Origin of the sequence: Desulfovibrio inopinatus DSM 10711 (assembly GCF_000429305.1) — a bacterium.
GTDB classification, from domain to species: domain Bacteria; phylum Desulfobacterota; class Desulfovibrionia; order Desulfovibrionales; family Desulfovibrionaceae; genus Alteridesulfovibrio; species Alteridesulfovibrio inopinatus.
Genome location: NZ_AUBP01000001.1, coordinates 473,070 through 495,764, shown reverse-complemented (window position 1 = coordinate 495,764; position 22,695 = coordinate 473,070). Strand labels below are relative to the sequence as shown.

The 22,695-nt window shown below is 49.1% G+C and carries 13 protein-coding genes and 1 tRNA gene; 5 read left to right on the top strand and 9 right to left on the bottom strand.

The features are described from left to right. Window positions 1-2: 2 nt before the first annotated feature. The 4 genes from G451_RS0102140 to aprB form a co-directional block, all read right to left on the bottom strand. Window positions 3-2,297 carry a hydrogenase iron-sulfur subunit gene (locus G451_RS0102140; protein WP_027182978.1) on the bottom strand — a complete coding sequence of 765 codons (2,295 nt, stop codon included), beginning with the start codon at window positions 2,295-2,297 and terminating at the stop codon, window positions 3-5. 6 nt (window positions 2,298-2,303) lie between these two features. Then, entirely contained in the window at window positions 2,304-3,545 is a 1,242-nt protein-coding gene (locus tag G451_RS0102135) for a CoB--CoM heterodisulfide reductase iron-sulfur subunit A family protein (RefSeq protein ID WP_027182977.1), read from the bottom strand. 136 nt (window positions 3,546-3,681) lie between these two features. Then, window positions 3,682-5,682, bottom strand: coding sequence for an adenylyl-sulfate reductase subunit alpha (aprA, locus tag G451_RS0102130; RefSeq protein WP_027182976.1), 2,001 nt, complete (start codon window positions 5,680-5,682; stop codon window positions 3,682-3,684). A gap of 60 nt (window positions 5,683-5,742) precedes the next feature. Beyond that, complete coding sequence (gene aprB, locus G451_RS0102125) at window positions 5,743-6,234, bottom strand: adenylyl-sulfate reductase subunit beta (RefSeq protein ID WP_027182975.1); 492 nt, start codon at window positions 6,232-6,234, stop codon at window positions 5,743-5,745. Between the two features lie 849 nt (window positions 6,235-7,083). On the opposite strand from aprB, the gene sat reads away from it, so the two are divergent. From sat to G451_RS0102105, 4 genes are all read left to right on the top strand, one after another. Beyond that, the gene (gene sat, locus G451_RS0102120) at window positions 7,084-8,385 is read left to right on the top strand and encodes a sulfate adenylyltransferase (RefSeq protein ID WP_027182974.1); all 1,302 of its coding nucleotides are present in this window, start codon (window positions 7,084-7,086) and stop codon (window positions 8,383-8,385) included. 86 nt (window positions 8,386-8,471) lie between these two features. Next, the gene (locus G451_RS27010) at window positions 8,472-8,702 is read left to right on the top strand and encodes a hypothetical protein (RefSeq protein WP_051261031.1); all 231 of its coding nucleotides are present in this window, start codon (window positions 8,472-8,474) and stop codon (window positions 8,700-8,702) included. Between the two features lie 150 nt (window positions 8,703-8,852). Then, window positions 8,853-10,781: an aconitate hydratase gene (locus tag G451_RS0102110; protein ID WP_027182973.1), complete on the top strand. Its 1,929-nt coding sequence runs from the start codon at window positions 8,853-8,855 to the stop codon at window positions 10,779-10,781. A 373-nt stretch (window positions 10,782-11,154) separates the two neighbouring features. After that, window positions 11,155-13,086, top strand: coding sequence for a peptidylprolyl isomerase (locus G451_RS0102105; RefSeq protein WP_027182972.1), 1,932 nt, complete (start codon window positions 11,155-11,157; stop codon window positions 13,084-13,086). A 221-nt stretch (window positions 13,087-13,307) separates the two neighbouring features. Here G451_RS0102105 and G451_RS32130 read toward each other — a convergent pair whose 3' ends face one another. From G451_RS32130 to G451_RS0102090, 3 genes are all read right to left on the bottom strand, one after another. Next, window positions 13,308-14,438, bottom strand: a complete 1,131-nt coding sequence (locus tag G451_RS32130; protein WP_051261030.1) for a sugar transferase — start codon at window positions 14,436-14,438, stop codon at window positions 13,308-13,310. Window positions 14,439-14,844: 406 nt separating this feature from the next. After that, on the bottom strand, window positions 14,845-16,794 hold the full coding sequence (metG, locus tag G451_RS0102095) for a methionine--tRNA ligase (RefSeq protein ID WP_027182971.1): 1,950 nt from the start codon (window positions 16,792-16,794) through the stop codon (window positions 14,845-14,847). 253 nt (window positions 16,795-17,047) lie between these two features. Then, window positions 17,048-18,154 (bottom strand): PSP1 domain-containing protein, encoded by a 1,107-nt coding sequence (locus G451_RS0102090; protein WP_027182970.1) that lies wholly within the window; start codon window positions 18,152-18,154, stop codon window positions 17,048-17,050. Window positions 18,155-18,390: 236 nt separating this feature from the next. Here G451_RS0102090 and G451_RS0102085 point away from each other — a divergent pair. Then, a tRNA-Lys gene (locus G451_RS0102085) sits at window positions 18,391-18,466 on the top strand. A 306-nt stretch (window positions 18,467-18,772) separates the two neighbouring features. Here the strand turns inward: G451_RS0102085 and G451_RS0102080 are convergent. Both G451_RS0102080 and G451_RS0102075 read right to left on the bottom strand, forming a co-directional pair. Beyond that, window positions 18,773-21,172 carry a tetratricopeptide repeat protein gene (locus G451_RS0102080; RefSeq protein ID WP_027182969.1) on the bottom strand — a complete coding sequence of 800 codons (2,400 nt, stop codon included), beginning with the start codon at window positions 21,170-21,172 and terminating at the stop codon, window positions 18,773-18,775. 110 nt (window positions 21,173-21,282) lie between these two features. Then, entirely contained in the window at window positions 21,283-22,695 is a 1,413-nt protein-coding gene (locus G451_RS0102075) for a sugar transferase (protein ID WP_027182968.1), read from the bottom strand.

Genomic DNA, 22,695 nt, shown 5'->3' with positions numbered 1-22,695 from the left:
TCCTAGTAGCCTTTGAAGGGGTTCGGACCTTTCTCGAAGATCATGTTCATGAATTCATCGATCAAGCCAGGAACCTTGTCATAATCGTCAATGGCGACTTCATACTGCTCAACACGGTCAGGTTCAACGCCAAGACGTTTCAAGGACTCAGCGATGTTTTCCTTACGACGGTTGCACAGTTCCGAGCCTTTCACAAAGTGGCACTGGTAGTCGTCGCCGTATTTGCAGCCCAGCATCATGACACCGTCGATGCCCTTGGACATGGCGTCAGCAACCCAAATGGCGTTGACCGAACCAAGGCAGCGAACCGGAATGACACGAACATAGGGGCTCCAATGACGGCCGCGGAGGGCAGCCATATCGAGGCAGGGGTAGGCGTCGTTTTCGCAAGCCAGCATAAGGATGCGAGGACCACCCTGATCGAAGCTGGGAGGAACATCGATTTCGCGAATCATGTTCCCGACCATGTCGATATTGTAGTTGTCAAAGGAGATAACGCGTTCCGGACAAGCCCCCATGCAGGTACCACAACGACGGCAGCGCGTCGGGTTGGGCATCGGCGTTCCTTTCGGATCGTCGTCAAGAGCGCCGAACGGGCATTCTTCGGTGCAGCGTTTGCACTGCGTACAACGAACGAAGTTGAACACCGGGTAGGTCAAGTCGCCCGAACGCGGGTGGACAGCAACACCGTGGCTGGCAGAATTAATGCACTGGGACGCCTTCAAGGCGGCACCGGCAGCATCGTCGGCGGCCAACGCCATCGTCATAGGCTGACGGACGCAACCGGCAGCGTAGATACCGGTACGGCGAGTTTCGTACGGGAAGCAGATGTAATTCGAATCGGCAAAGCCGTCGAAGAGATCAAGATCCGGGAAAGACGGGCCTTGACGATACTGCAGTTCCAAAATGGGCGAATGGGCCGTCGTCGGAACCAACCCGGTGGGCAGAACGACAAGATCGGCTTCCAATTCAATTTCGTCACCAAGCAGCGTATTCTTGGCAGTGATGACCACACCACCGGAACCGGCTTCCTTGATGTCGGAAATCGTCCCTTTGGTCAGCATGACGCCGGGATTATCCTGGGCAGCTTTGTAGTACAGTTCGTTGATGCCGGGAACCATCATGTGATCGTAGAAAATGTAGGCCAAACCGGCTTCTTCATTCTTCTCACGAACATAGTTGGCTTGCTTCAACGCGACGAGGCTGGTCAGTTCGGAGCTGTAAGCGAGGTGCTTGCAGGTTTCCATATCTTTGAAGACAAAAACTTCTTCTTCGCCTTCTTCACCGCTGTCGCCATGAGCATCTTCAACAACTACTTCAGTTTCCTGGCCTTCGCCTTCCGGAATGATGCACTTGTCGATGTCGGTAATGAACGCGACGGTTTCAACAGCCTTGCCATCCGAAGGACGAACAAGTCTGTTTTCTTTCACCATTGCTTCAAAATCAGCCGACGTGATGACGTCATCAATTTTGCTCAAACCAAGCGGAGCGTAGTACTTGCTGTTGAGAGGATCCCAACCGGTAGCAAGAACGACGGCACCGATGTCGAGCGCTTTGGTTGCACCAGCGGCTTTGACTTCCGCTTTATACAACCCAGGAGCGCCTTCGAGCTTTTCCAACGAAGCCTGGGTCAACACCGTAATCTTCGGATTGTTCTTGATTTCTTCAACCAAGGCTTCAATACCGGAGAATTGGGCTTCGGTGTACGGGGCTTTCATCGGGAATGTTTTGTATTGACCGATGGCTTTACCGCCCAACGAGTCCTGCTTTTCCACGATGACGACGTCATGACCGATGGAAGCAGCATATTTGGCTGCGTGCAGACCGGTCCACCCACCACCGAGAACCATGATGGTCTTGAACGTTTCCGGAACTTCAGGATTGATGGGACGCATTTTGGTCAATTTGACCACGCCCATCTTCAGGTAGTCCTGAACAATGGCAACCAGCTCCTCGGGAGCTTTGTCACCTTTGGCCAGAGCTGTTCCATCAGGATTCATGAATCCTTTGATGGCCTGTTCACGCAAGTTCACGCGTTCAGTGGGAGTTTTGCCGAAGCAGAAAACGTCGTAATCGACGCGAGGTGTCGGGCCAGCGATGCAGACCGCATCAATAGTACCGTTGTCGATATCGGCCTGAATCTCTTTGACGACCGACTCTTTGGCCAGGCGCGGATACGACTTGACCACCGGACAGAGGTCGCCGAATTTATTCTTGACGAATTCGACCAGCTCGCTGCCGTCAAACAGCGACATCAGGCTCGATTCGTCGATGTATACTCCGATTTTTTCAGGCATTGCCTCTTACCTCCCTCTCACCGTTTGAATGGCCTTGAGTGCGGCGCCGGTGGCCGACTGGGCCGATTTCATCACATCAAGCGGCTGCTTGGCGCATCCAGCGGCAAAAATGCCTTTGTCCTCGCCGCCGATGATGAAACCCTCTGCGTCGACTTCGACGTCGACGGGGAGGGTCTCGCCGGCAATGCTAGGCTGCATGCCGGTGGCGAGAACGACCATGTCGAACTTGTTCTGGGATTTAATGCCGCTCATGACATCTTCAACCGTAAGAACGACACCGCCCGAGGACGTATCCTGCTTAATCTCGGCGACCTTGCCCTTGACGGCCCGGATTTGGGGATGAGCAAGAATGCGTTTGGCGAAGTTGTCGTAGCGACCAGGGGTACGCAGGTCAATGTAGTAAATGACAACGCGAATATTGGGATTTTGTTCAACCAGGTATGCGGCTTGTTTGAGCGATGCCATGCAGCAAATGTAAGAACAGAAGCTGAGATGGTTTTCATCGCGCGAACCAGCGCACTGGACGAACGCAACACTCTTCGGTTCGGTGTTGTCCGACGGACGAACAATGTTGCCTTCGGTAGGACCGTTGGCAGCAGCCAACCGCTCAAGCTGCATGTTGCTCACGCAGTTGTCGATTTCGCCTGCACCCAAGTTCGTCAGGTTAGTGATATCATAAGGCTTCCAGCCGGTGGCATATACGATGCTGCCGACGTTGATCGTAAATTCCTTCGCTTTTTCATCGAGATCAATGACATCGATGCCGGACAGAGCGCTTTCTTCCTCGGAGGAAAGGTTTTCTTTATCCAAGACATAGCGGAAAGGAAACGCGAAAGGAACATCCATATACAGAGCCTTTCGCGTGGCCAGCGAAAAGTTGAACTCGCTGGGAACGTCCTTTTTCAGGGAAGCGGCGACATCGGAAAGGTCGATGGAGCCGGGAGTGACATGGCGGGGTTTGAGCCTGATGGTCACTTCATAATCGCCGGCAGAACCTTTCACGCTGACCACTTCAGCCAGAGTGTAGACTTTGACGTTCTTGTTATTTTTAATGCGCTGGAATTGAATTTCCAACCCACAGGAGGGCGGACACAGCTTCGGAAAATACTTATTCAGCTGCGCTACCCGGCCGCCCAAAAAAGGGTTCTTTTCTATAAGGAACACTTCATGGCCGACTTCGGCTGCTTCGAGGGCCGCTGTGATGCCGCTGAAGCCGCCGCCGACAACCAATATACTGCTGCTCGACATCGGTTACCTCCCTGCAATGTAGTGACCACACGGTCAAACGGCCTTGACCGGGACAATAAAACCCTTACTTCCCCGGCCAAGACCGTTTCTCGTGAAAACGGCCGCGAGGTTTCCCCCGCGGCCGTCGTTGTGGTGTTTAGTCGGGGATGATCTGGTAGTAGGCGCGCTTGAAGATCGTGGTTTCGCCCTTGGCCGGATCGTACTTGGAATTGACGAAGCATTTCCACTTGGCGTCGTCCAGGCCCAGGAAGTCACCGCGGTAGTAGAAGCCCGGGTAACGGGATTCTTCACGGAAGTTGATGTGCTGCATGTGCAAACGAACGGTCCACAGACGGTGGAACTGTTCCCAGCAACGCATCAGTTCGTGCAAGTCACGAGCAGCCAGCTTACGGGAGTCTTCTTCGAGCATGTCGAGAAGCATGAAGCCGGTTTTGAGCAGCGTGTCGGAAGTGGTGTAGTAAGTAGCAACACCACCGCCGTATTCATCGGTGCACTTAACAAGGCGCATCATGAAGTTCTTGGGCGACAAGAAGTTCGGGTTGACGATCGGGTCAGTGGAAGCGCCCTTGAACTCTTCAAAGCGGTACCAAGGAGCGTAGATTTCTTTGGCCAGATCGGCAGCCTTTTCAGCGATGGTGGGCTTGTAGTCGGCATGGTCGACAACCCAGCGAACCATCTGCTTACCAACAATACGGCCTTCAGCGTGCGAACCGGAGGAGAACTTGTGACCGGAAGCGCCAACGCCGTCAGCGCAGGTGAACAGGCCGTTGACGGTGGTCATACGGTTGTAGACTTTACCGTTGTCGGCTTTAACTTTGTATTCGTCGGGAACCCAATCTTCGTCGGGGCCGGAAGTCCAGATACCGCAGCAACCGGAGTGGGAGCCGAGGAGGTAGGGTTCCGTGGGCATGATTTCAGAGCCGCTCTTTTCAGGCTCGATGTTCATGGCTGCCCAAAGGTTGGCCTGGCCAACACACATGTCGAGGAAGTCTTCCCAAGCTTCGCTTTCAAGGTGCTTCTGCTGTTCAGCATTGAGTTCCTTGAAGGTGTTCTGCAGGGCGGTGGCGGTGTCCATGTAGATGGGGCCGCGACCTTCGCGCATTTCGCGAAGCATCATGTGGTTACGCAAGCAGGTCGGGATGATGTGACCTTTGGCGTAGCCGCGTTTTTCGTAAGGAGCCAGCATGGCTTTGTTGGTGACACAGTAGTCTTCACCAGCAGCGTTGGTGGCTTTGGCTTTGAACAGGAGGAACCAAGCGCCGACCGGACCGTAACCATCTTTAAAACGGGCGGGGACGAAGCGGTTTTCCATCATGGTCATTTCAGCACCAGCGCGAGCGCACATGGTGTAGGTGGAACCAGCGTTCCAGACCGGATACCAAGCGCGACCCATACCTTCACCGGTGGAACGGGGACGGTAAACGTTAACGGCGCCGCCGCAGGCAACAACCATCGCGTTGGTTTTGAAGATGAATATTTTGTTTTCGCGGGTGGAGAAACCAACGGCACCAGCGATGCGGTTGGGTTCTTTGGCGTCCAGGAGCAGTTTCACGATGAAAACGCGTTCCATGTAACGATCTTCACCCAAAGCGTTCTTGGCGGCTTCAGCAACGATGCACTTGTAGGATTCACCGTTGATCATGATCTGCCAGCGGCCGGAACGGACAGGAGCGTCGCCGTTGCGCAGGGCTTTGCCTTTGGCTTTAGCCTGGGCACCGTCGAGGTTGTGACCGTCTTCGCCTTTAACCCAGCAAGGAAGACCCCATTCTTCGAACAAGTGAACGGAATCGTCGACGTGGCGGCCCAAGTCGAAGATCAAGTCTTCGCGGACCAGGCCCATCAGGTCGGTGCGGACCATGCGGACGTAATCGTCGGGATCGTTTTCACCTATGTAGGTGTTGATGGCGGACAGACCCTGAGCGACAGCGCCGGAACGTTCCATGGCGGCTTTGTCGAGCAGCATCAGTTTGATTTTATCTTTTCCACCGGCTTTTTCGATCCAACGGCAGGCTTCGAAGGCAACACCACAGTTACCCATGCCACCGCCGACCAGCAGAATGTCTACGTCCTGTTCGATAACTTCGGGTTCGGCCAGGGCCACACCTTTGGCCGCCTCATTCATAGGAATCTTCGGCATATGCTTATTCTCCCGGATACTGAAGTTTAGTAGAGGTCAAATTCACGAACGACGCTGCGATTATTCGCAGGGCAGATCTTGCCAGCACTGGGAGGTGCTGGAATCGTCGATGTCGAACTTTTTGCCAAGAACTTCTTTAGGCTGCTTCAGTTCGGTTTCCGTGAACAGCAGTTCGGAGTCCAAGTCGCCGGGTTCGGGCTTGCCATCGTAAGGCTTGATGGAACCTTCAGCAGTGGTACGGATGGGGAACTTGAAGCGTTTGATGTTACCGTTGCGGAATTTGACCGTCCACATGATGGAATCGGCGCTACGCATCGGAATGCTGGTGCCGCCCATGGGAGCGAAGTCAGCATAGGGGCGGGCTTCAATGGCGCCCTGGGGGCAAATCTTGACGCAGGAGTAGCATTCCCAGCAAGCTTCGGGTTCCTGATTGTAAGCCCGCATTTCCTCGGGATCGAGGATCATGAGGTCGTTGGGGCAAATGTACATGCATGCGGTCTTTTCGCCGCCTTTGCACCCGTCGCACTTGCTCGGATCAACAAACGTAGGCATAACTCGTCCTCCAAATTTTAGGTTTTGTAGCCACTAACCAAGTTAGCCTTCACGCCCGCCCGCTTTGAGCCTGCCCGGTCTATGCCGGATATAATTGACAGTTGCGGTCGTTTGGGCGTGGGAGAGCTCACGTTTAAAAAAATGCCGCGACCAATCATGCCGAGATGTTGATTCGACGCCAAATCCGTCGAATATGTTCTTCGGCCAGTGCGCGACATCCTTGTCCAATTGTTGACTTGTGAGGAAAGTAACAAGCGTTTCGCCTGCCGTCAAGAATCAAGTGAATTTTTTTACAAAGGCTGCTCTTTGCTTGCATCTACCTATTTTCTTTCACTTTATTAAATTGATTCAAGAATCAGAAATGACACTATGAGGGTGAAACTGACTCCCTCTAAACGTTTCAGAACTTTGATGCAAGCCTTTTTTGTCATCACGCTTTCTAAATTGAAAACTTTTTTGTTACATTTTTCTTGCATCACGATGTTTTCTCAACACTTGTCATTAATATTTTTCTTTTTCTTATTTTTCTTGTGCTCTGCTCCCCTACGTATTCTTACTATGTAGCGTATTTAAATTCTGACCATTCTCTTTCCACTAAGGTGCACCTCACAAGGTTTCTTTCCCTATCCATTGATGATACGAGTGCTTGACTCGAAAACGGCCCTTGACAATTCCTGTTTTTTTAACCAAAAGCCTTGTGTAATTTTTAACAAGGTCATGATCCCAAGGGGATTCAAGACATTTTCGTCGTTAAGCGTTTCTGGATCGAATGGCGCGGCTCGTGTACCGCACCGATTGTGGCCAGACGCAAATCAAAAAAAACCATTCTACTCAAGGAGACGGAAACCCATGTCCAAGCTCGTTCCCCCGCATGGCGGAAAAGGCCTCGTCATCAAATTGCTCGAAGGCGCCGAACGTGAAGCCGAACTGAAAAAAGCCGAAGGCCTCAAAAAGCTGGAAATCACTCCTCGTGAAAAGGGTGACCTCATCATGCTCGGCACCGGTGGCTTCTCGCCCCTGGAAGGCTTCATGACCAAGGCCGACTGGAAGGGTGTTTGCGAAAAGTTCTTGTTGGCCGACGGAACCTTCTGGCCCGTTCCGGTTACCCTGTCCGCTAGCACGGAAGACACTGCTGACGTGAAAGAAGGCGACGAAGTCGCTTTGGTTATCGGCGGCGAAATCATGGCCACTTTGAAAGTGACTGAAAAGTGGGAAAAGAGCGAAGCCGATAAAAAATGGGAATGCGAACTGGTCTACAAAGGCCAGGGCGAAGAATCCGCCGATGACAAGTTCTGGGAAATCGCCATGGAAGACCATCCGGGCGTTAAAATGGTCATGGCTGAAAAGCCCGTTTGCTTGGCCGGTCCCGTTAAAGTTCTGTCCGAAGCTGAATTCCCCGAAAAGTTCAAAGGCGTTTACCTCCGCCCCGCCGAACTGCGCGCCATGATGGACGAACGTGGCTGGGCCGACGTTGCCGCTCTGCAGCTGCGTAACCCCATGCACCGCTCCCACGAATTCCTGGCCAAAATCGCCATTGAAGTCTGCGACGGCGTTGTCATTCACTCCCTGATCGGCAACCTGAAACCCGGCGACATCCCGGCTGACGTTCGTGTGAAATGCATCGACATTCTCTGCAAGCACTACTTCGTTGAAAAGAACGTCATTCAGGCTGGTTACCCCCTGGATATGCGTTACGCCGGTCCCCGCGAAGGTCTGCTGCACGCTACCTTCCGTCAGAACTACGGCATCTCCAAAATGATCATCGGTCGTGACCACGCTGGTGTTGGTGACTTCTACGGTCTGTTCGAAGCCCAAGAAATCTTCGATCGCATTCCGTACAACACCCCTGAAGAAGCCTGCAAAGTCGAACCCGGCAAGGCTCTGGTTTGCCAGCCCCTGAAGATCGACTGGACCTTCTACTGCTTCAAGTGCGACGGCATGGCCTCCCTGCGCACCTGCCCCCACACCAAGGAAGACCGCGTCATCCTGTCGGGCACCAAGCTGCGTAAAGCCCTCTCCGAAGGCGCCGACATTCCCGATCACTTCGGTCGTGAAGAAGTTCTCGTTGAACTGCGTGCCTACTACGAAGGCCTGACCGAAAAAGTCGAAGTCAAGATGCAGGGTGCTGCTTCTGGCGAAGTCATGAAATAAGAACGGGTTACACCGACTGCTTTTATGCATTAGGGAGATGTTGCCCGGCAACATCTCCCTTTTTTTCAACTTTAAATAGAGCAGCCATGAACGACAACGAGATTGCCGAATTGACCGCAGAAATCGAAGAGCTGACCGCGCAACGTGATGCCAAACGTGCGTTAAAAAAGGAACTGCTCTTTACAGAAGACCTCTCCAATGGCATTTCTCATGCCCAGGAGATTTTCGAAACTCAACACGAAATTTTACGACTCGATACCGAGATTCTCCTCCGAAGTAATCGACTCAAAGCGATCAATTCCGGCTGGCTCACGTAGCACCTTTTTCGTGCCTTGCCTGTCTAACGTGGTCGAGGCCGTTTTTGCTCAACCAGCCGCTTGGCCTCCCTTTTTTGGTACAGCGTTTGGCCGGGCCCATCCCCTCACTATGATGTCCCGGCATTTCCGTAAGCACAACAAGGAATCACCATGCCCCAGAACATCACGCAAAAGATTATTTCCTCTCACCTTGTCAGTGGCGAAATGAAGCCCGGGACCGAAATCGGGCTGAAAATTGACCAGACTTTGACACAAGATGCCACGGGCACCATGGCCTATCTTCAGTTTGAGGCGATTGGTCTCCCCCGCGTCCAGACAGATCTTTCTGTCAGCTATGTTGACCACAACACCCTGCAAATGGGTTTCCGCAATCCCGACGATCACCAGTATCTGCGCACGATCGCTGAGAAATACGGCATTGTCTTCTCTCGCGCCGGGACGGGGATTTGCCACCAGCTTCACCTTGAAAATTTTGCTAAGCCTGGCACGACGCTTATCGGTTCTGATTCCCATACTCCCACCGCTGGTGGTGTCGGCGCCATGGCCATGGGAGCCGGTGGACTGTCTGTTGCTTTGGCTATGGCCGGAGAACCCTACTCCATCCCCATGCCGAAAGTAGTCAAAATTCATTTGACCGGTGAACTCAAAGGTTGGGCTCAAGGCAAAGATGTTATCTTGTACTTGCTGGGCCTGCTGACCGTAAAAGGCGGCGTTGGCAAAGTTATGGAGTATGGCGGACCGGGTGTTGCCAGCTTGAGTGTCCCTGAACGCGCCACCATTACCAATATGGGCGCAGAGCTTGGCGCAACCACATCAATCTTCCCCAGCGATGACGTCACCCGTGACTTTTTCACAAAAATGGGCCGTTCTCAGGATTTTGTCGAACTCGTTGCTGACGAAGGCGCCGAGTATGATGAAATCATTGAAGTTGATCTTTCAACGATCGAACCTCTGGCAGCAGCTCCGCACATGCCCGACGTCATGAAAACCGTGCGCGAACTGGCTGGCCTCAAGGTCGACCAATCAGCTATCGGCTCTTGCACGAACTCGTCGTATGCCGATCTCAAATCTGTTGCCCTTTTGCTGCGTGACAAGCACATTACTCCCCAAACGGACCTGCTGATCAGCCCGGGCTCAAAGCAAGTCATGAAAATGTTGGCCGCAGAAAATCTCATTGAGCCGCTGATGGATGCGGGCGCTCGCATTCTCGAATGTACTTGTGGCCCCTGTATCGGTATGGGTGGTTCACCTGTTTCGAAAGGCGTGTCCGTGCGGACCTTCAACCGTAACTTCGAAGGTCGTTCTGGCACACAAGATGGCCAAGTCTATCTGACCAGCCCGCTGGTTGCCGCCATGTGTGCCATTCGTGGCGAATTTTCCGATCCAGCCACGTGGGGGGAAGCTCCTGCTAAAGTCGAACTTCCCGACACTGTGCCCAGCATTCGCGATCAGTTCATCTTCCCTCCCGACGACGGTACGGTGGTTGAAATCCGCCGCGGTCCCAACATCGTGGCCTTGGAACAATTCGATGCCGCTCCGGAAACCCTTGAAGTCAAAGTGGCCATTAAAGTCGGCGATAATATCACCACGGACCACATTCTTCCGGCTGGCGCACAGATCACAGCCTTGCGGTCAAATATCCCGGCGATCAGCAAGTACATCTTCAGCCGAGTGGATGAAGAATTCCAGAGCCGTATCGAAAACATCGACAACGCCGTTATCGTCGGTGGCGAAAACTACGGACAGGGATCAAGCCGTGAGCACGCAGCTCTTGGCCCCCGCCACCTTGGTGTTCGAGCTGTTGTCACGAAGTCTTTGGCTCGAATCCACCGGGCCAACCTGGTCAACTTTGGTATTTTCCCTCTGCTCTTTGTCAATAAAGATGACTACGATGCCATCGGACAAGATGATACCTTGACCATCCCCGTTGCTGGCATCACCGCAGGTAGTACGGTAACTGCGACGACCAGCACAGGCAAAAGCATTGAGCTGACGAACGACCTGAGTGAAAAAGAGCTGTCCATCATCAAAGCCGGTGGCCTGCTCAATGCGGTTCGCCAAGCACGATCTGAGTCCTAATCGCACTGAGATCCTATCCTTACTTTAGAGTCGTCTTGGATGCGATTTCCGTAATACACGACGACAGCCGACACTGCCGGGCCGAGTGCATCGCCCGGCAGTGTTTTTTCATCTCGCGTATTGCTGTCTCATGCGTTTTGCATTTTACTCTTTGGTATTTCATGGAACCAAAGTAATTTACTGGAGAAAACCTGGAAATATAAACCTTCACTGCCTGCGGACCGTTGTCTTTGATGAAAAATCATGTCAGAAGAATCGCCTCGCCGCCATTTTTTCGCGGCAATTCCATGATTATTGCGCCTCAAAGTACCTGGTTGACCACAGTTTCGCATCATGTGGACCATAGGAAAAAAAGGCATGCAAAGGAGTTTCCATGCTCGATTTCATGCGTAAAAACGCACAATCTTGGGTCATCAAGATCCTCTTCGCGATTATTATCCTTGCTTTTATTTTTATTTACACAGGAAATTACGGAAATAACCGTGCATCGGTCGTAGCATACATTAACGATGTCCCCATTACGGTAAAAGAATACCGCGAGAATTATCAACGCAGCCTAGAATCTGTACGACAACAAAACCCAGGAATTGACCAAAACATCCTCGAACAAAATGGATTTGGTTGGCAGGTTTTCAACCGTATGGTGGGTGCTTCACTAGTTTCCTGGCAGGCCAATAAACTCGGCATCACGGTCACGAATAAACAAGTTATCGATAAGATAACGACCATGGAAGCCTTTGCCGGGAAGGATGGAAAATTCGACAAAACCATCTACGAGCAACTTCTTCGCGTAAATAACCTGACGCCAGGTGAGTTTGAGAATAGCATTCGACGTGAGATTCTTCTTGAACGTATGGCCGATTTGCTCACCTTGCCGGCCATGGTCAGCGAAGAACATGCCCGGGAACTTTTTGATTTCAGCGCAGAAAAAGCACAAATTTCATACCTCGCTTTTAATGCCGACGACTACAAAAAAGATGTTTTGGTGACAGACGAAGACATCACGTCGTATTACGAAGACAACAAGAAAAACTTCGAGACGGAACCCAAAGTTCAGATTGACTACATCAATTTCAATCCTGAAGTCCTCGCCAAGCCCGAAAACGTCACCGACGAGGCCATAAAAACCCGATACGAAGAAAATAAAGAAGAATACAGGCATGGCGAAATGGCCAAAGCCGCTCATATTCTCTACATTCTTCCTCCCGGTGCGACCGAAGCCGATGAGCAAAAAGCTCGCGAAGAACTCAAAACGCTGTCTGAACGTCTGGCCAAAGGTGAAGACTTTGCGTCGCTCATTCCCAAAGATCAGGGAGCGGACAAACGAATTGTTGGCTCGGAGTTGGGTTGGTTCTCCAAGGGCGATATGGTCCCCGAATTCGAAGAAGCTGCCTTTGCTTTAAAACCAGGTGAGGTCAGCAAACCTGTTAAAACGCAATTCGGATTGCACATCATCAAGCTTGAGGATCTACGCCCCGCCGGAATCACTCCTTTGGAAGATGTGGCCGATGAAATCCGCCAAGATATCGCACTGAATGCCGCTGCCGATGAAATGAGCAACCTGCTTGATGCCGTGCAAGAAGATGTTGTTGTTGCCGGCTCCTCCTTGGAGAAAGCAGCTCAAGATCATGGACTCAAGGTCGAAAAAACAGAATTATTCACACAAAATCAACCTCCTGCGAACCTTGAACTGGAAGACGAAGCAGTGACGGCACTCTTCGACATGGAGCAGGGGGAAGTGACGGATTTACCCTTGGCCACGAAGAAAGGCTTCATTATCGCCGATGTCGTCAAAGTTCAGCCCGCGACCATCCCCCCGCTTGACGAAGTACGGGATGCCGTCAAAGAACAAATTCTCGAATCCAAAGGGAAAGAGTTGGCTACAGAGAAAGCCAACGCTATGGCCAAAACCATCGCTGACAGTGGCTTACCGTCCGACGAATCCGCGAAGTTAACCACTCCTCCTGCCTTTGGACGACAAGGTTTTATTTCCGGTTTGGGTGTTATGCCTGATCTGGCCAACGCGGTATTTGCCCCTGAACTCAAGGTCGGTTCTTGGCTCCCCCAAACGTACGGTACGCCGACGGGTGCTATCGTTGCTCGACTCGACGAACGCATTCCTCCGACGGAAGAACAGTGGGAAACAGCCAAAGCGCAATGGATGGAAACGCTGAGAGCTCGCAAACGCGAAGAACTCTTCACCAGCCTTATTGAATCACTGAAAGATTCAGCGAATATCGAAATGGTTAATGCAGAAGTGCTCGGGCCTCTGCCTCCATCCGTCGATACGAACGGCAATTCTTAACTGACTCTTTTTCTCCAATCGAGTCAGGCCAACAATCTTTGAAAACAAACGCGCCAGGGGTTCCCCTCTGGCGCGTTTGTTTTTGGCGATACATCACTTATTATTCGTGTAAAAAAGATGTGACCGGCCCAGAAAATCTCGTTCTCGGCCGGTCACATCTTTTGAAAATGCGCCTTTAACACGAGGCCCTTTGGTTGGTTATGAAACCACCCAACGCTCGATCAGGCTAAAGATTTTTTGAGGAAATATTTATCAATTATGTACTGATTAAAAGGCGACATGGCTTCATAATCCACAACATAGGTGTACTTGTACGGTGCATTGGGAGCACGCTCACTTCGATACCCAACGAAACGACAGACCGCTGTCTTCGTTTTCGATTTCCCCATGCGCTTGAAAAAAATACGCATAAAAAAGCAGTATTCTTCTCCCTGATTGAGTGGCGCATTAAGGCTCATTAATAAGCACGCCTCATTGATATCTTCTAATACAGCTTCATTCTCAACACGTTGCCGAGAATCGGCGCAGGTATACAACGACATCGGCGCATCGCCATGCTCAATGCGGTAATAAAAACGTCGATGCGTCTCTTTCCGCAAAATTTTACTCTGTACAACATCGACAGAAAAATACACCCACCCACGGTGGAGTACTTTTGACCCCATCAACGCAATTGTTTTGAGAATAAGCCAAACGGTTTTAGCCGGTGAATAAAGCCGCTTCCGACGGACATGGAATTCATTGTCAAGTCGTGCCCGATAGCGCTTAGGAGTTTCCGATGGGGTCAGTAATTGGGAAATACCGAGGAGACCGGGTTTAACCTTATATCGCAACGCATAGTCTGTGATGGAAAGGCATCGTTTATAGACTTCATACCGTTCCGGTCGTGGTCCAATAAACCGCATATCACCACGCACAATATTCAGCAGTTGTGGGAGTTCGTCGAGGCGAGATTCACGGAGAAACCAGGAAAAGGAAGGAATAAAATCCAAACGCCGACCAACAATGGAATCTCCGATGCGTTTATTGACATCAACCGGCAATGTTCGAAACTTATAAATTTGAAATTCCTTTTTATTCTTTCCTAACCGAGGCCCAGCATAAAAAATAGGACCGCTTTTTTGCAGATAAATCAGCAGAGCAATACACATCATGATTGGTGCAGCCAGTATAAGACATAACGCTGCAAACCCTCTGTTTACAAGCTCTATGCCCCATTCGTGCGGATCCATTTTGCCGCCATCTTGATTTTCCGGCGGATGAAATAGGATATCACCTTTTGTTGTACTTGATTGCCTTTCTTCATAGCCATAAGCCTGATCTTCAGACAGAGCACCAGATACTTTCATCATAATGAACCGTATATCTCCATACCGATCCGTCCAATACACACAAAATTCATGCGATTTTGCACTACAACAAACACTGAATAAACTTTTAATATAGCGCTTTATTCCTCATGGTCAACCCCTCCGAGGCTATACAAACCGAGAAAGATATACATTATAAAATTTTAACGCTTTTTTGAGAATATTCCTTTGAAAAAGGACTTACGAAGAGAATACCGCTGTCACTATTGTCGTTATATCATCATTCGTACAAGCTTCAACACATGTGGTTTTCAGTGCCATGTACGCCCTTCTCAATAGCGAATCCCCCAAAATAAAAAACCCCTCCCTTCTTTTTCGTGAAGGGAGAGGCCGACATTCAACCAGGTTGAATGATTATTGTATGTTCAATTTCCCGATTATTTAGAGCTTAGGAGACGCGTGAACCATTCGGAACTTCACCAGTTGGTTGTAAAAGCATCAAGTCGTCTTCTTTCTTCACCGCGAGAATCATGCCATGGGAAATTTCACCACGTAACTTCCGTGGCTTGAGGTTGGCCACCATAGTGACCTGCTTCCCGACAAGCGCTTCCGGTTTCCAATATTCAGCAATACCGGCCACCACCTGGCGAGGTTCGGATTCACCAATGTCGATCCGGACCAAAAGAAGCTTGTCTGCTTTTTTCACAGGTTCAGCAGAAACTACCGTCCCCACACGGAAATCCAGTTTGGCAAAATCTTCAAACTCAACCACCCCCTCTGTATCAACTTGCGGAGTCGAGGCGGCCTTCTTGGTCTTTTTCTCGGCTTTCTTCTGCTTCGCTGCGGGTTCCTCGTCTTTCTTTACGTCAATTCGCGGAAAGAGATTCCCCCCAGGTTGAATCGCTGTGCCAACGGCGAGACCGCCAAAAGACTCAATTTCCGATTCAATATCGGCTTTGATCGGATCGAAGGTAATGCCAAGAAGCGACAACATCGTCAGGCTCTTTTCGGGCATAATTGGCCACAAGTGCACGGCTACCTTTCGCATGCCTTCCAGTAAAGTATACATCACCGTCCCGAGGCGTTCCATATCTTGAGCTTTCGCTAACGCCCACGGTGCAGTCACATCAATATATTTATTCAGGCCGCGTACCAGTTCCCACAGTGCTTCCAATCCCTTGGCGAACTGAAATCGGAGACACAAGCGTTGGCAATTTTCAATCGACTGCCGGCACAGTGCGATGAGTTCATTATCTACATCCTGCAAAGGCCCGGCCTGCGGTACTACACCATCAAAATATTTTTTCGTCATGGCCAGTGAACGATTGAACAAGTTGCCCAAGTCATTGGCAAGGTCAGCATTAAAGCGCATGATCAAGGCTTCTTCGGAAAAACTCGAATCCTGACCGAATGTCATTTCACGCATTAAAAAATAGCGGAATCCGGCAAGCCCGTATCGCTCAACCATATCAGCCGGTTCAATAACATTTCCAATCGACTTGGACATCTTCGTGTCACGTACCAGCCAATATCCATGAACATTGAGATGGTTGTACAATGGCACGTCCATAGCCATCAACATAGTCGGCCAAAACACGGCATGGGGTTTGAGAATATCTTTGGCGACAAGATGCTGTGCTCCAGGCCAATAATCGGAAAAAGCTTGACCCTCCGGCCACTCAAGGACCGAAATATAGTTCATCAACGCATCGAACCAAACATAGGTAACGAAATTTTCATCAAAAGGCAGCTCAACGCCCCAGGTCAGACGACTTTTCGGCCGAGAAATGCACAAATCATCCAAGGCACCACTTTCAAGCAGGCTGATAACTTCATTGCGATACCGCTCGGGTCGAATGAAGTCAGGATTGTTGCGAATGTGTTCTAACAACCCATTCTGATATTTAGACATCCGGAAGAAATAGTTTTTCTCCGCAATATACTCGGGTTTCACGAGATGATCAGGACACAATCCATCTTCGGTCAGCTCTTTTTCCGTATAGAAACGTTCACAACCGAAACAGTAGTGTCCACCGTATTCCCCAAAATAGATATCACCTTTGTCATACACTTTTTGTAACGCTTTCTGGACAATGGCCTTATGTTGCTCATCCGTTGTCCGGACAAAGTGATCATTTGAGACGCCAAGCGTGGGTAACAAATCTTGAAACAACGTGCTTATCGCATCACAATATTCTTTTGGTGTCTGGCCTGCCTTCTCTGCAGCTTGAACGATTTTGTCTCCATGCTCATCGACACCGGTGAGAAAAAAAACATTATCGCCGCGCAACCGATGGAAACGTGCAACGCAATCGGCCAAAATTGTCGTATAGGCATGGCCCAAATGCGGCTTGGCATTCACATAATAAATTGGGGTGGACAGAAAAAAGGGGCGCATGCGTCCTCCATATACGGCGTTCAAAAGCGCCTTGCCGGGCCATTGCCCGGGTTGAAAATCATTCAAATAGACTCAAAAGGCAGTCTGTCTTGCTGTAGACAGATCCTAAATGCATCGAACACACGCGAACTGTCGGATAGCGCTTCGTTCACGATGCAACATCATTCTCTTGCGCTGATCCGACGTTTGTTATTCGATCGATTCGATGAGAAGCAATCACCACGCTGCCATGCAGCGCCAGGATACCAATCCGTTATCCATCAGAGGGCTTGGGCTTCGTCGGCTTGAATTTACGTTTACGTTTGCGCCGTGGCTTCGGCGGTGTCTTTTTCCCACCTTCGCGAGGTGGACGCGGAGGTGCTGCTGCTCGTCGCTTATCTTTTTCTCGTTTGCCTTTTGGAGGAGTGTCTTTCGCTTCTTTTGTGTCTTTGGCGTCTTTGACGTCCTGGGACTTGGGAAGTTCAGGAGTCGGCTCCGGCGTTTTCAGTCGAATGCGAGGTTCATCTTGCTTGGTATCGTTTGCCTCAATGCCATCAGTTCCCGATCGCTTACTTGGCTTTGCGGCCATTTCCTTCCATTCCGTTAAGCTGACTTCCTGCTCTTCGCCGGTCTCAGTCAAAAGCGATATGCTCTCCCGAAACAGATTGGTTCGAAGCACTTTTACCATGCCAAGCGACGTATTGATCTTTTTTCCAATTTTCGGGCAATGTCGATGAAAGCTCTCATAACTTTCTTGTTCAAAAGAAAGACAACATAACAATCGACCACAAATCCCCGAAATTTTCGTCGGATTCAAAAAGAGATTCTGCTCTTTCGCCATTTTAATCGTGACGGGTGCAAATTTACGCATGAATCGCCGGCAGCAGCACATTTGCCCACAATTCCCAACAGCACCAATCATCTGTGTTTCGTGGCGTACTCCAATCTGGCGCAACTCTATGCGCGTACGGTACTTTTTGACGAGATCTTTTACGAGTTCACGGAAATCAATCCGATTCGGGGCGGTGAAATAGAACACCATCTTTCCCCGATCGTGATACACTTCCACATCGACAAGTTTCATTTCTAATTCATGCTGACGCACAAGGAGTCGGCAATACCGAAATGCTTCTTCCGCTACTTCGGTATTCTCACGATGCGCAACAATATCCTCGTCATTGGCCAGACGATAGATGGGTTTAATGTCTTCCAGATTCAGCTCTTCCGGAACTTCATCTGTAAAAAGCACTACCTCTCCCAAACCTAACCCTTGGTCGGTATTGACAATGACGAGATCGTTCTTGTTTACGACGAAAGCTCCGGAATCGAAATAGTAGACTTGTCCGTATTCACGAAATTTCAGGCCTATAATGCGGCTCATATATCATTATTCCTGGCAGTTCCAAAATGGAAGCCGATTTATGTCTTGTTTCAAGAATCGATCATTTTAGTATAGAAGCGGAAAGACATCAATCATCTCTCCAACTACCTTTTCCCGACGTTCTTCACAAAAGAGAAATGGAGCCAGGGATTATTAGACATTTTTTTTTCATTTTTATGAAAAAATTATTGACTCTTTGACGCAAACTCCCTAAGTATGCTTCTCGCGTTCACGACGGGCCATTAGCTCAATTGGTAGAGCAGTGGACTCTTAATCCATTGGTTCAAGGTTCGAGTCCTTGATGGCCCACCAGAAATTTCAGCCGGTTACGCTAGCACACCTAGCATAACCGGCTTTTTTGCGTCTAATTGGTCACCCAATAGTCACAAATCAGTTGGGTCAACACCAAACAAAGGGGCTGGCCCTGGAAATCGCTTTTCCGACACGGTTGTTGTCACGCTATCCTTACAAAGCTTGAACAGTACCAACACCCCCGTCACTTTGAATACTCTCTGCGCGCAATCATTAGCTAAACAACAAGCACCGCGGAGATTCCGTTGATTTTGTGTACGGAATCATCCGCGCCGGGTCCTCTTACGGTTGAGCCCCCACCCTGAATCAGCTTTGATTTTTAGCCAGTTCGTTTGACAAGACTTGAATTTTTTCCAACAAGGCAGGGTCTTTTGGGGTATCCGTGCTCTTTAACACATCGTTCACGATGCGTTTTGCTTTTTCAACCTTCCCCATTGCTTGTAAAACACTTGCCAAGTGAAACGCGGCATTAGCATCACTATCCCGGGAGTCGTATGCTTTTTCCAAAGTTTCCAATGCAATCTCATGTCGGCCTTGGAGAAAATATATCCAACCAAGGGTATCCAGCGTGTTGGCATCACCATGAACCGCAGCTTTTCGCGCCAAGGTGGCAGCATACTCCAGATCTTTGGAATCCTGAGAAGTCTCAGATATCAAATAGGCCAAATCATTCGCCGCTGGAAGAAAGTCAGGATCGCTTTTTATAAGTGAAGAAAGCTCGGTCTTGGCCTTATCTATTTCATTAAGTTTCAAATGAAGATTCGCCAGCATGTAGCGAAGCTGTGGCGTATCGAGAGCATTGGTACGTCCAGCTTGCAACCAGGCGATAGCTTGTTCCGGTCCGCCAACACGCATTGCGAGATTGACCAACGAGAGATATGGCATTCTCTTATTCGGATCATGCTTGATTGCTTCCCAATAGTAATTTTTTGCGGCTTCAATATTTCCATTGTTTTGGGCAAGCATGCCACGCAATTCATACAGTATAGCTGCATCCGGATAATTCTGAATGGCATTATCGATAAAATCGACCGCTGCAGGAATATTGTTTTGCTCAGAAAAGACAGCTAATTTACCCGTCAGAGCCAAAGCAAAAACAGGAGACGCTGCCAGAGCCTTATCAAACATGGCATCCGCGCCTTGATAGTCCTTCTTCTTAAGCCGAATTCGACCAATACGCGAAGCACCGAGAGGGATACCGCTCGGCTGATCAAGAACGAATTGATAGCATTCCTCGGCCTTGTCGAGATCGCCTTGGCGCTCATAAATCTCGCCAAGCATGAGTCTATATATAGTTTTTTTACTATCTTCCTTAACAAGCTCTTGTGCCTGCAGAAGTGCTTGGTTGAGCTGGTTGTTGCGAATATAATGACGGAGAAGTGTTAGCCGGGCTGGTTCGAAATTTGGCTTCTTTTTCAGAAGTTGAAGAAGAATATCCTCTGCGATACGGGGTTCATCATTCATAAAGTGCGCTTGGGCAAGATATGTTGCTGCATCAGCATTACTGGGATCTTCAGATACAACTATTCGAAAAGAAGAAATAGCTTCATCCAAGTTGCCTTCATCAAGCGCAATTCGACCAAGAAGCACATGTGCATTCAAATCGCCCGGATTTCCTTTTAACACCAATGCAAGCTGCTCTTTCGCTTCACCAGCCTGATTATTTTTCAAAAGCTCTTCGGCGAAAAGTATGCGTAATTTTGCTTCATTTGGTGTTCCCTCATACGCCTTGCTCGCATCGAGATATACCGTCTTTACGTTGTCCATTCTCCCCATACGTGCATACAATGCCGCCAACATGATCCGAAGCGAAATATCATCATCAACAGTCTGAATACCGTGATTCAAAATTGCTTCAGCTTTTTCTGAATTTTTCTCAGCAAGGGCAATCTTCGCACGTTCCGTAACAACTTCTACTGTGCCTTGCTGTTCTCGTGGAAGCGCGGTCAATACAGCTTCAGCTTGCTGAAATTGGCCGAGTTTCTTGTAAAAATTCGACAGAACAATATGCAGCTTGATATTCTCCTGATGTCGAGCGACAAGATCTTTGAGTAAAACCTCTGCTTTTTCAATGTTGCCGACTTTCATGAATATTTCTGCGAGGCGCAAAGTGATTTTATCACTCTGAGGAATCAAACGTAAGGTTCTACTGAGAAGCGCCTGTGCAGCGTCCATGTCTTCTTTCTTCAAATAATAATCACTTAAAAGTAGCGATGCTTCCTCTGCATGTTCGGCATCATCAAGCAACGTCGCCAAGCGCTCAGCCGCACGTTCTCCTTGTCCACTCTTTAAAAGCGATGCCCCGATAAGTAACAATGCATCACCATCGTGTGGATCAGATTTTAAACACATTTCACCATATCGGATAGCTTCATCCTCACGACCGGCCATATAATACAGGCGACCGAGCCAAAGTTGTGCTTCATTGTCTTCAGGATTAAGCTCCACAGCTTTGTTGAGATAACTAAAAGCGCGTTTATACGCTTTAAGTTGAAAATATGTTCTACCGAGAAGGTTATACGCCGGTGCAAATTGGGAATCGATCTTAAGAACGTTCCGCAAATCAACCTTCGCTTCTGCAAATTCACCTGCAGCGAAGCTCTTTTGGGCGCGTGCATAGTATTCGTCGCGCTTCTGTTGAGCATCAGCGCATCCGACAACACATGCAATGAATACAAAGCAAAATGATACTAATAATACTCGCATGAAATATCCTTTTTATACGAAATAAATTTTATCGCTTTTTCTGTAAGTCATAATAGAGAGACACGATCTCTTGAGTGTCTTTCCTGATTACCCATGATACTGACATTTATTCACTTGGCGCCTTTACGTGCAAGAACAACGACAATAGTCTGTGCAATAATCTTAAGATCGTTCACCAGAGTCCACTGATCAATATACTTCAGATCAAGGCTCACGACATCATTAAAATCAGTAATCTTGTTCCGACCACTGACCTGCCATAATCCGGTAATTCCTGGCTTCATGGAAATCCGACGTCTGTGCCACAACTCATAGCGATCAACTTCGTCAAGCGTTGGTGGCCGTGTGCCAACCAAGCTCATTTCCCCTTTGATGACGTTCAGAAATTGTGGAAATTCATCGAGAGATGTTTTTCGAAGAAAATGTCCAACGCGCGTTATGCGCGGGTCCTTTTCCATTTTGAACATGCACCCGTTCATTTCATTCTGCGCTAATAGTTCTTTCTTGCGCGCTTCTGCATCGATGTACATCGTGCGAAACTTGTAGATGGCAAAGTGTCGACCGTTTTGACCCACACGTATTTGCTTAAAAAAAATAGGTCCTTTGGAGTCGAGCTTAATGGCAAGTGCAACAAACGGAAACATCACAGCAAGCAGGAAGAGTCCGATGAAGCCGATAAAAAAGTCGATACATCGTTTAAGAAAAAGTCCAGCAGGATTGATGCGAACAACATGTCGAGTCAGCGTTGGAATACGTTGCACTGATTCGACATCAAGACGCCAAGGCGCTCCTGGATCATACATGGCAGGAACAATGCGGTAAGAAATGCCTACTTGCTCGCATAACTCCATATATTGTGAAAGGCTGATATTACTTTCTGGAGGGAGAGCAAAGACAACTTCATCAATGCTTCGCCGTGTAATAAGGTTGTTGAGATCTTCTAAAGCACCAAGCCGAGGAATTCCTGAAATACACGATTCATCTTGTGGCTGAATGGACAGTGTACCGATAATTTCATGCCCTAAGCTTTTTTGATTTTCCAAAGCATTGCAAACCGTTGTCAAACGCCTCCCGGAACCGACGAGGAGTACTTTCCGACTTCCAAAACTTTTTCGAATCCGAGAAAGAGATTGTTCGAAAACTAATCGATTGGATGTCAAAGTAATAATGAGAATAGCACCATAATAAACGAGAAATAATCGAGATGTATCTTTGAGCTTCAAGGTAAACAGTGCCATACTCAACATTGCGAAATCAACCACGATAGATTGTGTAACGCGTTTGAAGACACTCAACATGGAAGGAGCTCGAGTATCATCGTAAAGCCCGAGAAACCCGAACATGAAGTTATTGGTAAAGAGAATGAAAAGTATGATGCCGATAAGAAGTGCCGAGTCAATAGTCCAAGAATAACCACTGGCTACCCAACGAACATAAGCTGCAAGATACCCACTAAAAATGACAATACATGCTTCAACAAGTATAAGCATTGTCATAATGATATTAACTTGCTGTTTATACAT

Bases quoted from the DNA above. Each gene is read 5' to 3' on its own strand.
- G451_RS32130 (WP_051261030.1), bottom strand. From the start codon at position 14,438: ATGATGAAAGTATCTGGTGCTCTGTCTGAAGATCAGGCTTATGGCTAT.
- G451_RS0102080 (WP_027182969.1), bottom strand. From the start codon at position 21,172: ATGCGAGTATTATTAGTATCATTTTGCTTTGTATTCATTGCATGTGTT.
- G451_RS0102135 (WP_027182977.1), bottom strand. From the start codon at position 3,545: ATGTCGAGCAGCAGTATATTGGTTGTCGGCGGCGGCTTCAGCGGCATC.
- G451_RS0102105 (WP_027182972.1), top strand. From the start codon at position 11,155: ATGCTCGATTTCATGCGTAAAAACGCACAATCTTGGGTCATCAAGATC.
- G451_RS0102090 (WP_027182970.1), bottom strand. From the start codon at position 18,154: ATGAGCCGCATTATAGGCCTGAAATTTCGTGAATACGGACAAGTCTAC.
- metG (WP_027182971.1), bottom strand. From the start codon at position 16,794: ATGCGCCCCTTTTTTCTGTCCACCCCAATTTATTATGTGAATGCCAAG.
- G451_RS0102075 (WP_027182968.1), bottom strand. From the start codon at position 22,695: ATGTATAAACAGCAAGTTAATATCATTATGACAATGCTTATACTTGTT.
- G451_RS27010 (WP_051261031.1), top strand. From the start codon at position 8,472: ATGAACGACAACGAGATTGCCGAATTGACCGCAGAAATCGAAGAGCTG.
- G451_RS0102110 (WP_027182973.1), top strand. From the start codon at position 8,853: ATGCCCCAGAACATCACGCAAAAGATTATTTCCTCTCACCTTGTCAGT.
- aprA (WP_027182976.1), bottom strand. From the start codon at position 5,682: ATGCCGAAGATTCCTATGAATGAGGCGGCCAAAGGTGTGGCCCTGGCC.
- G451_RS0102140 (WP_027182978.1), bottom strand. From the start codon at position 2,297: ATGCCTGAAAAAATCGGAGTATACATCGACGAATCGAGCCTGATGTCG.
- sat (WP_027182974.1), top strand. From the start codon at position 7,084: ATGTCCAAGCTCGTTCCCCCGCATGGCGGAAAAGGCCTCGTCATCAAA.
- aprB (WP_027182975.1), bottom strand. From the start codon at position 6,234: ATGCCTACGTTTGTTGATCCGAGCAAGTGCGACGGGTGCAAAGGCGGC.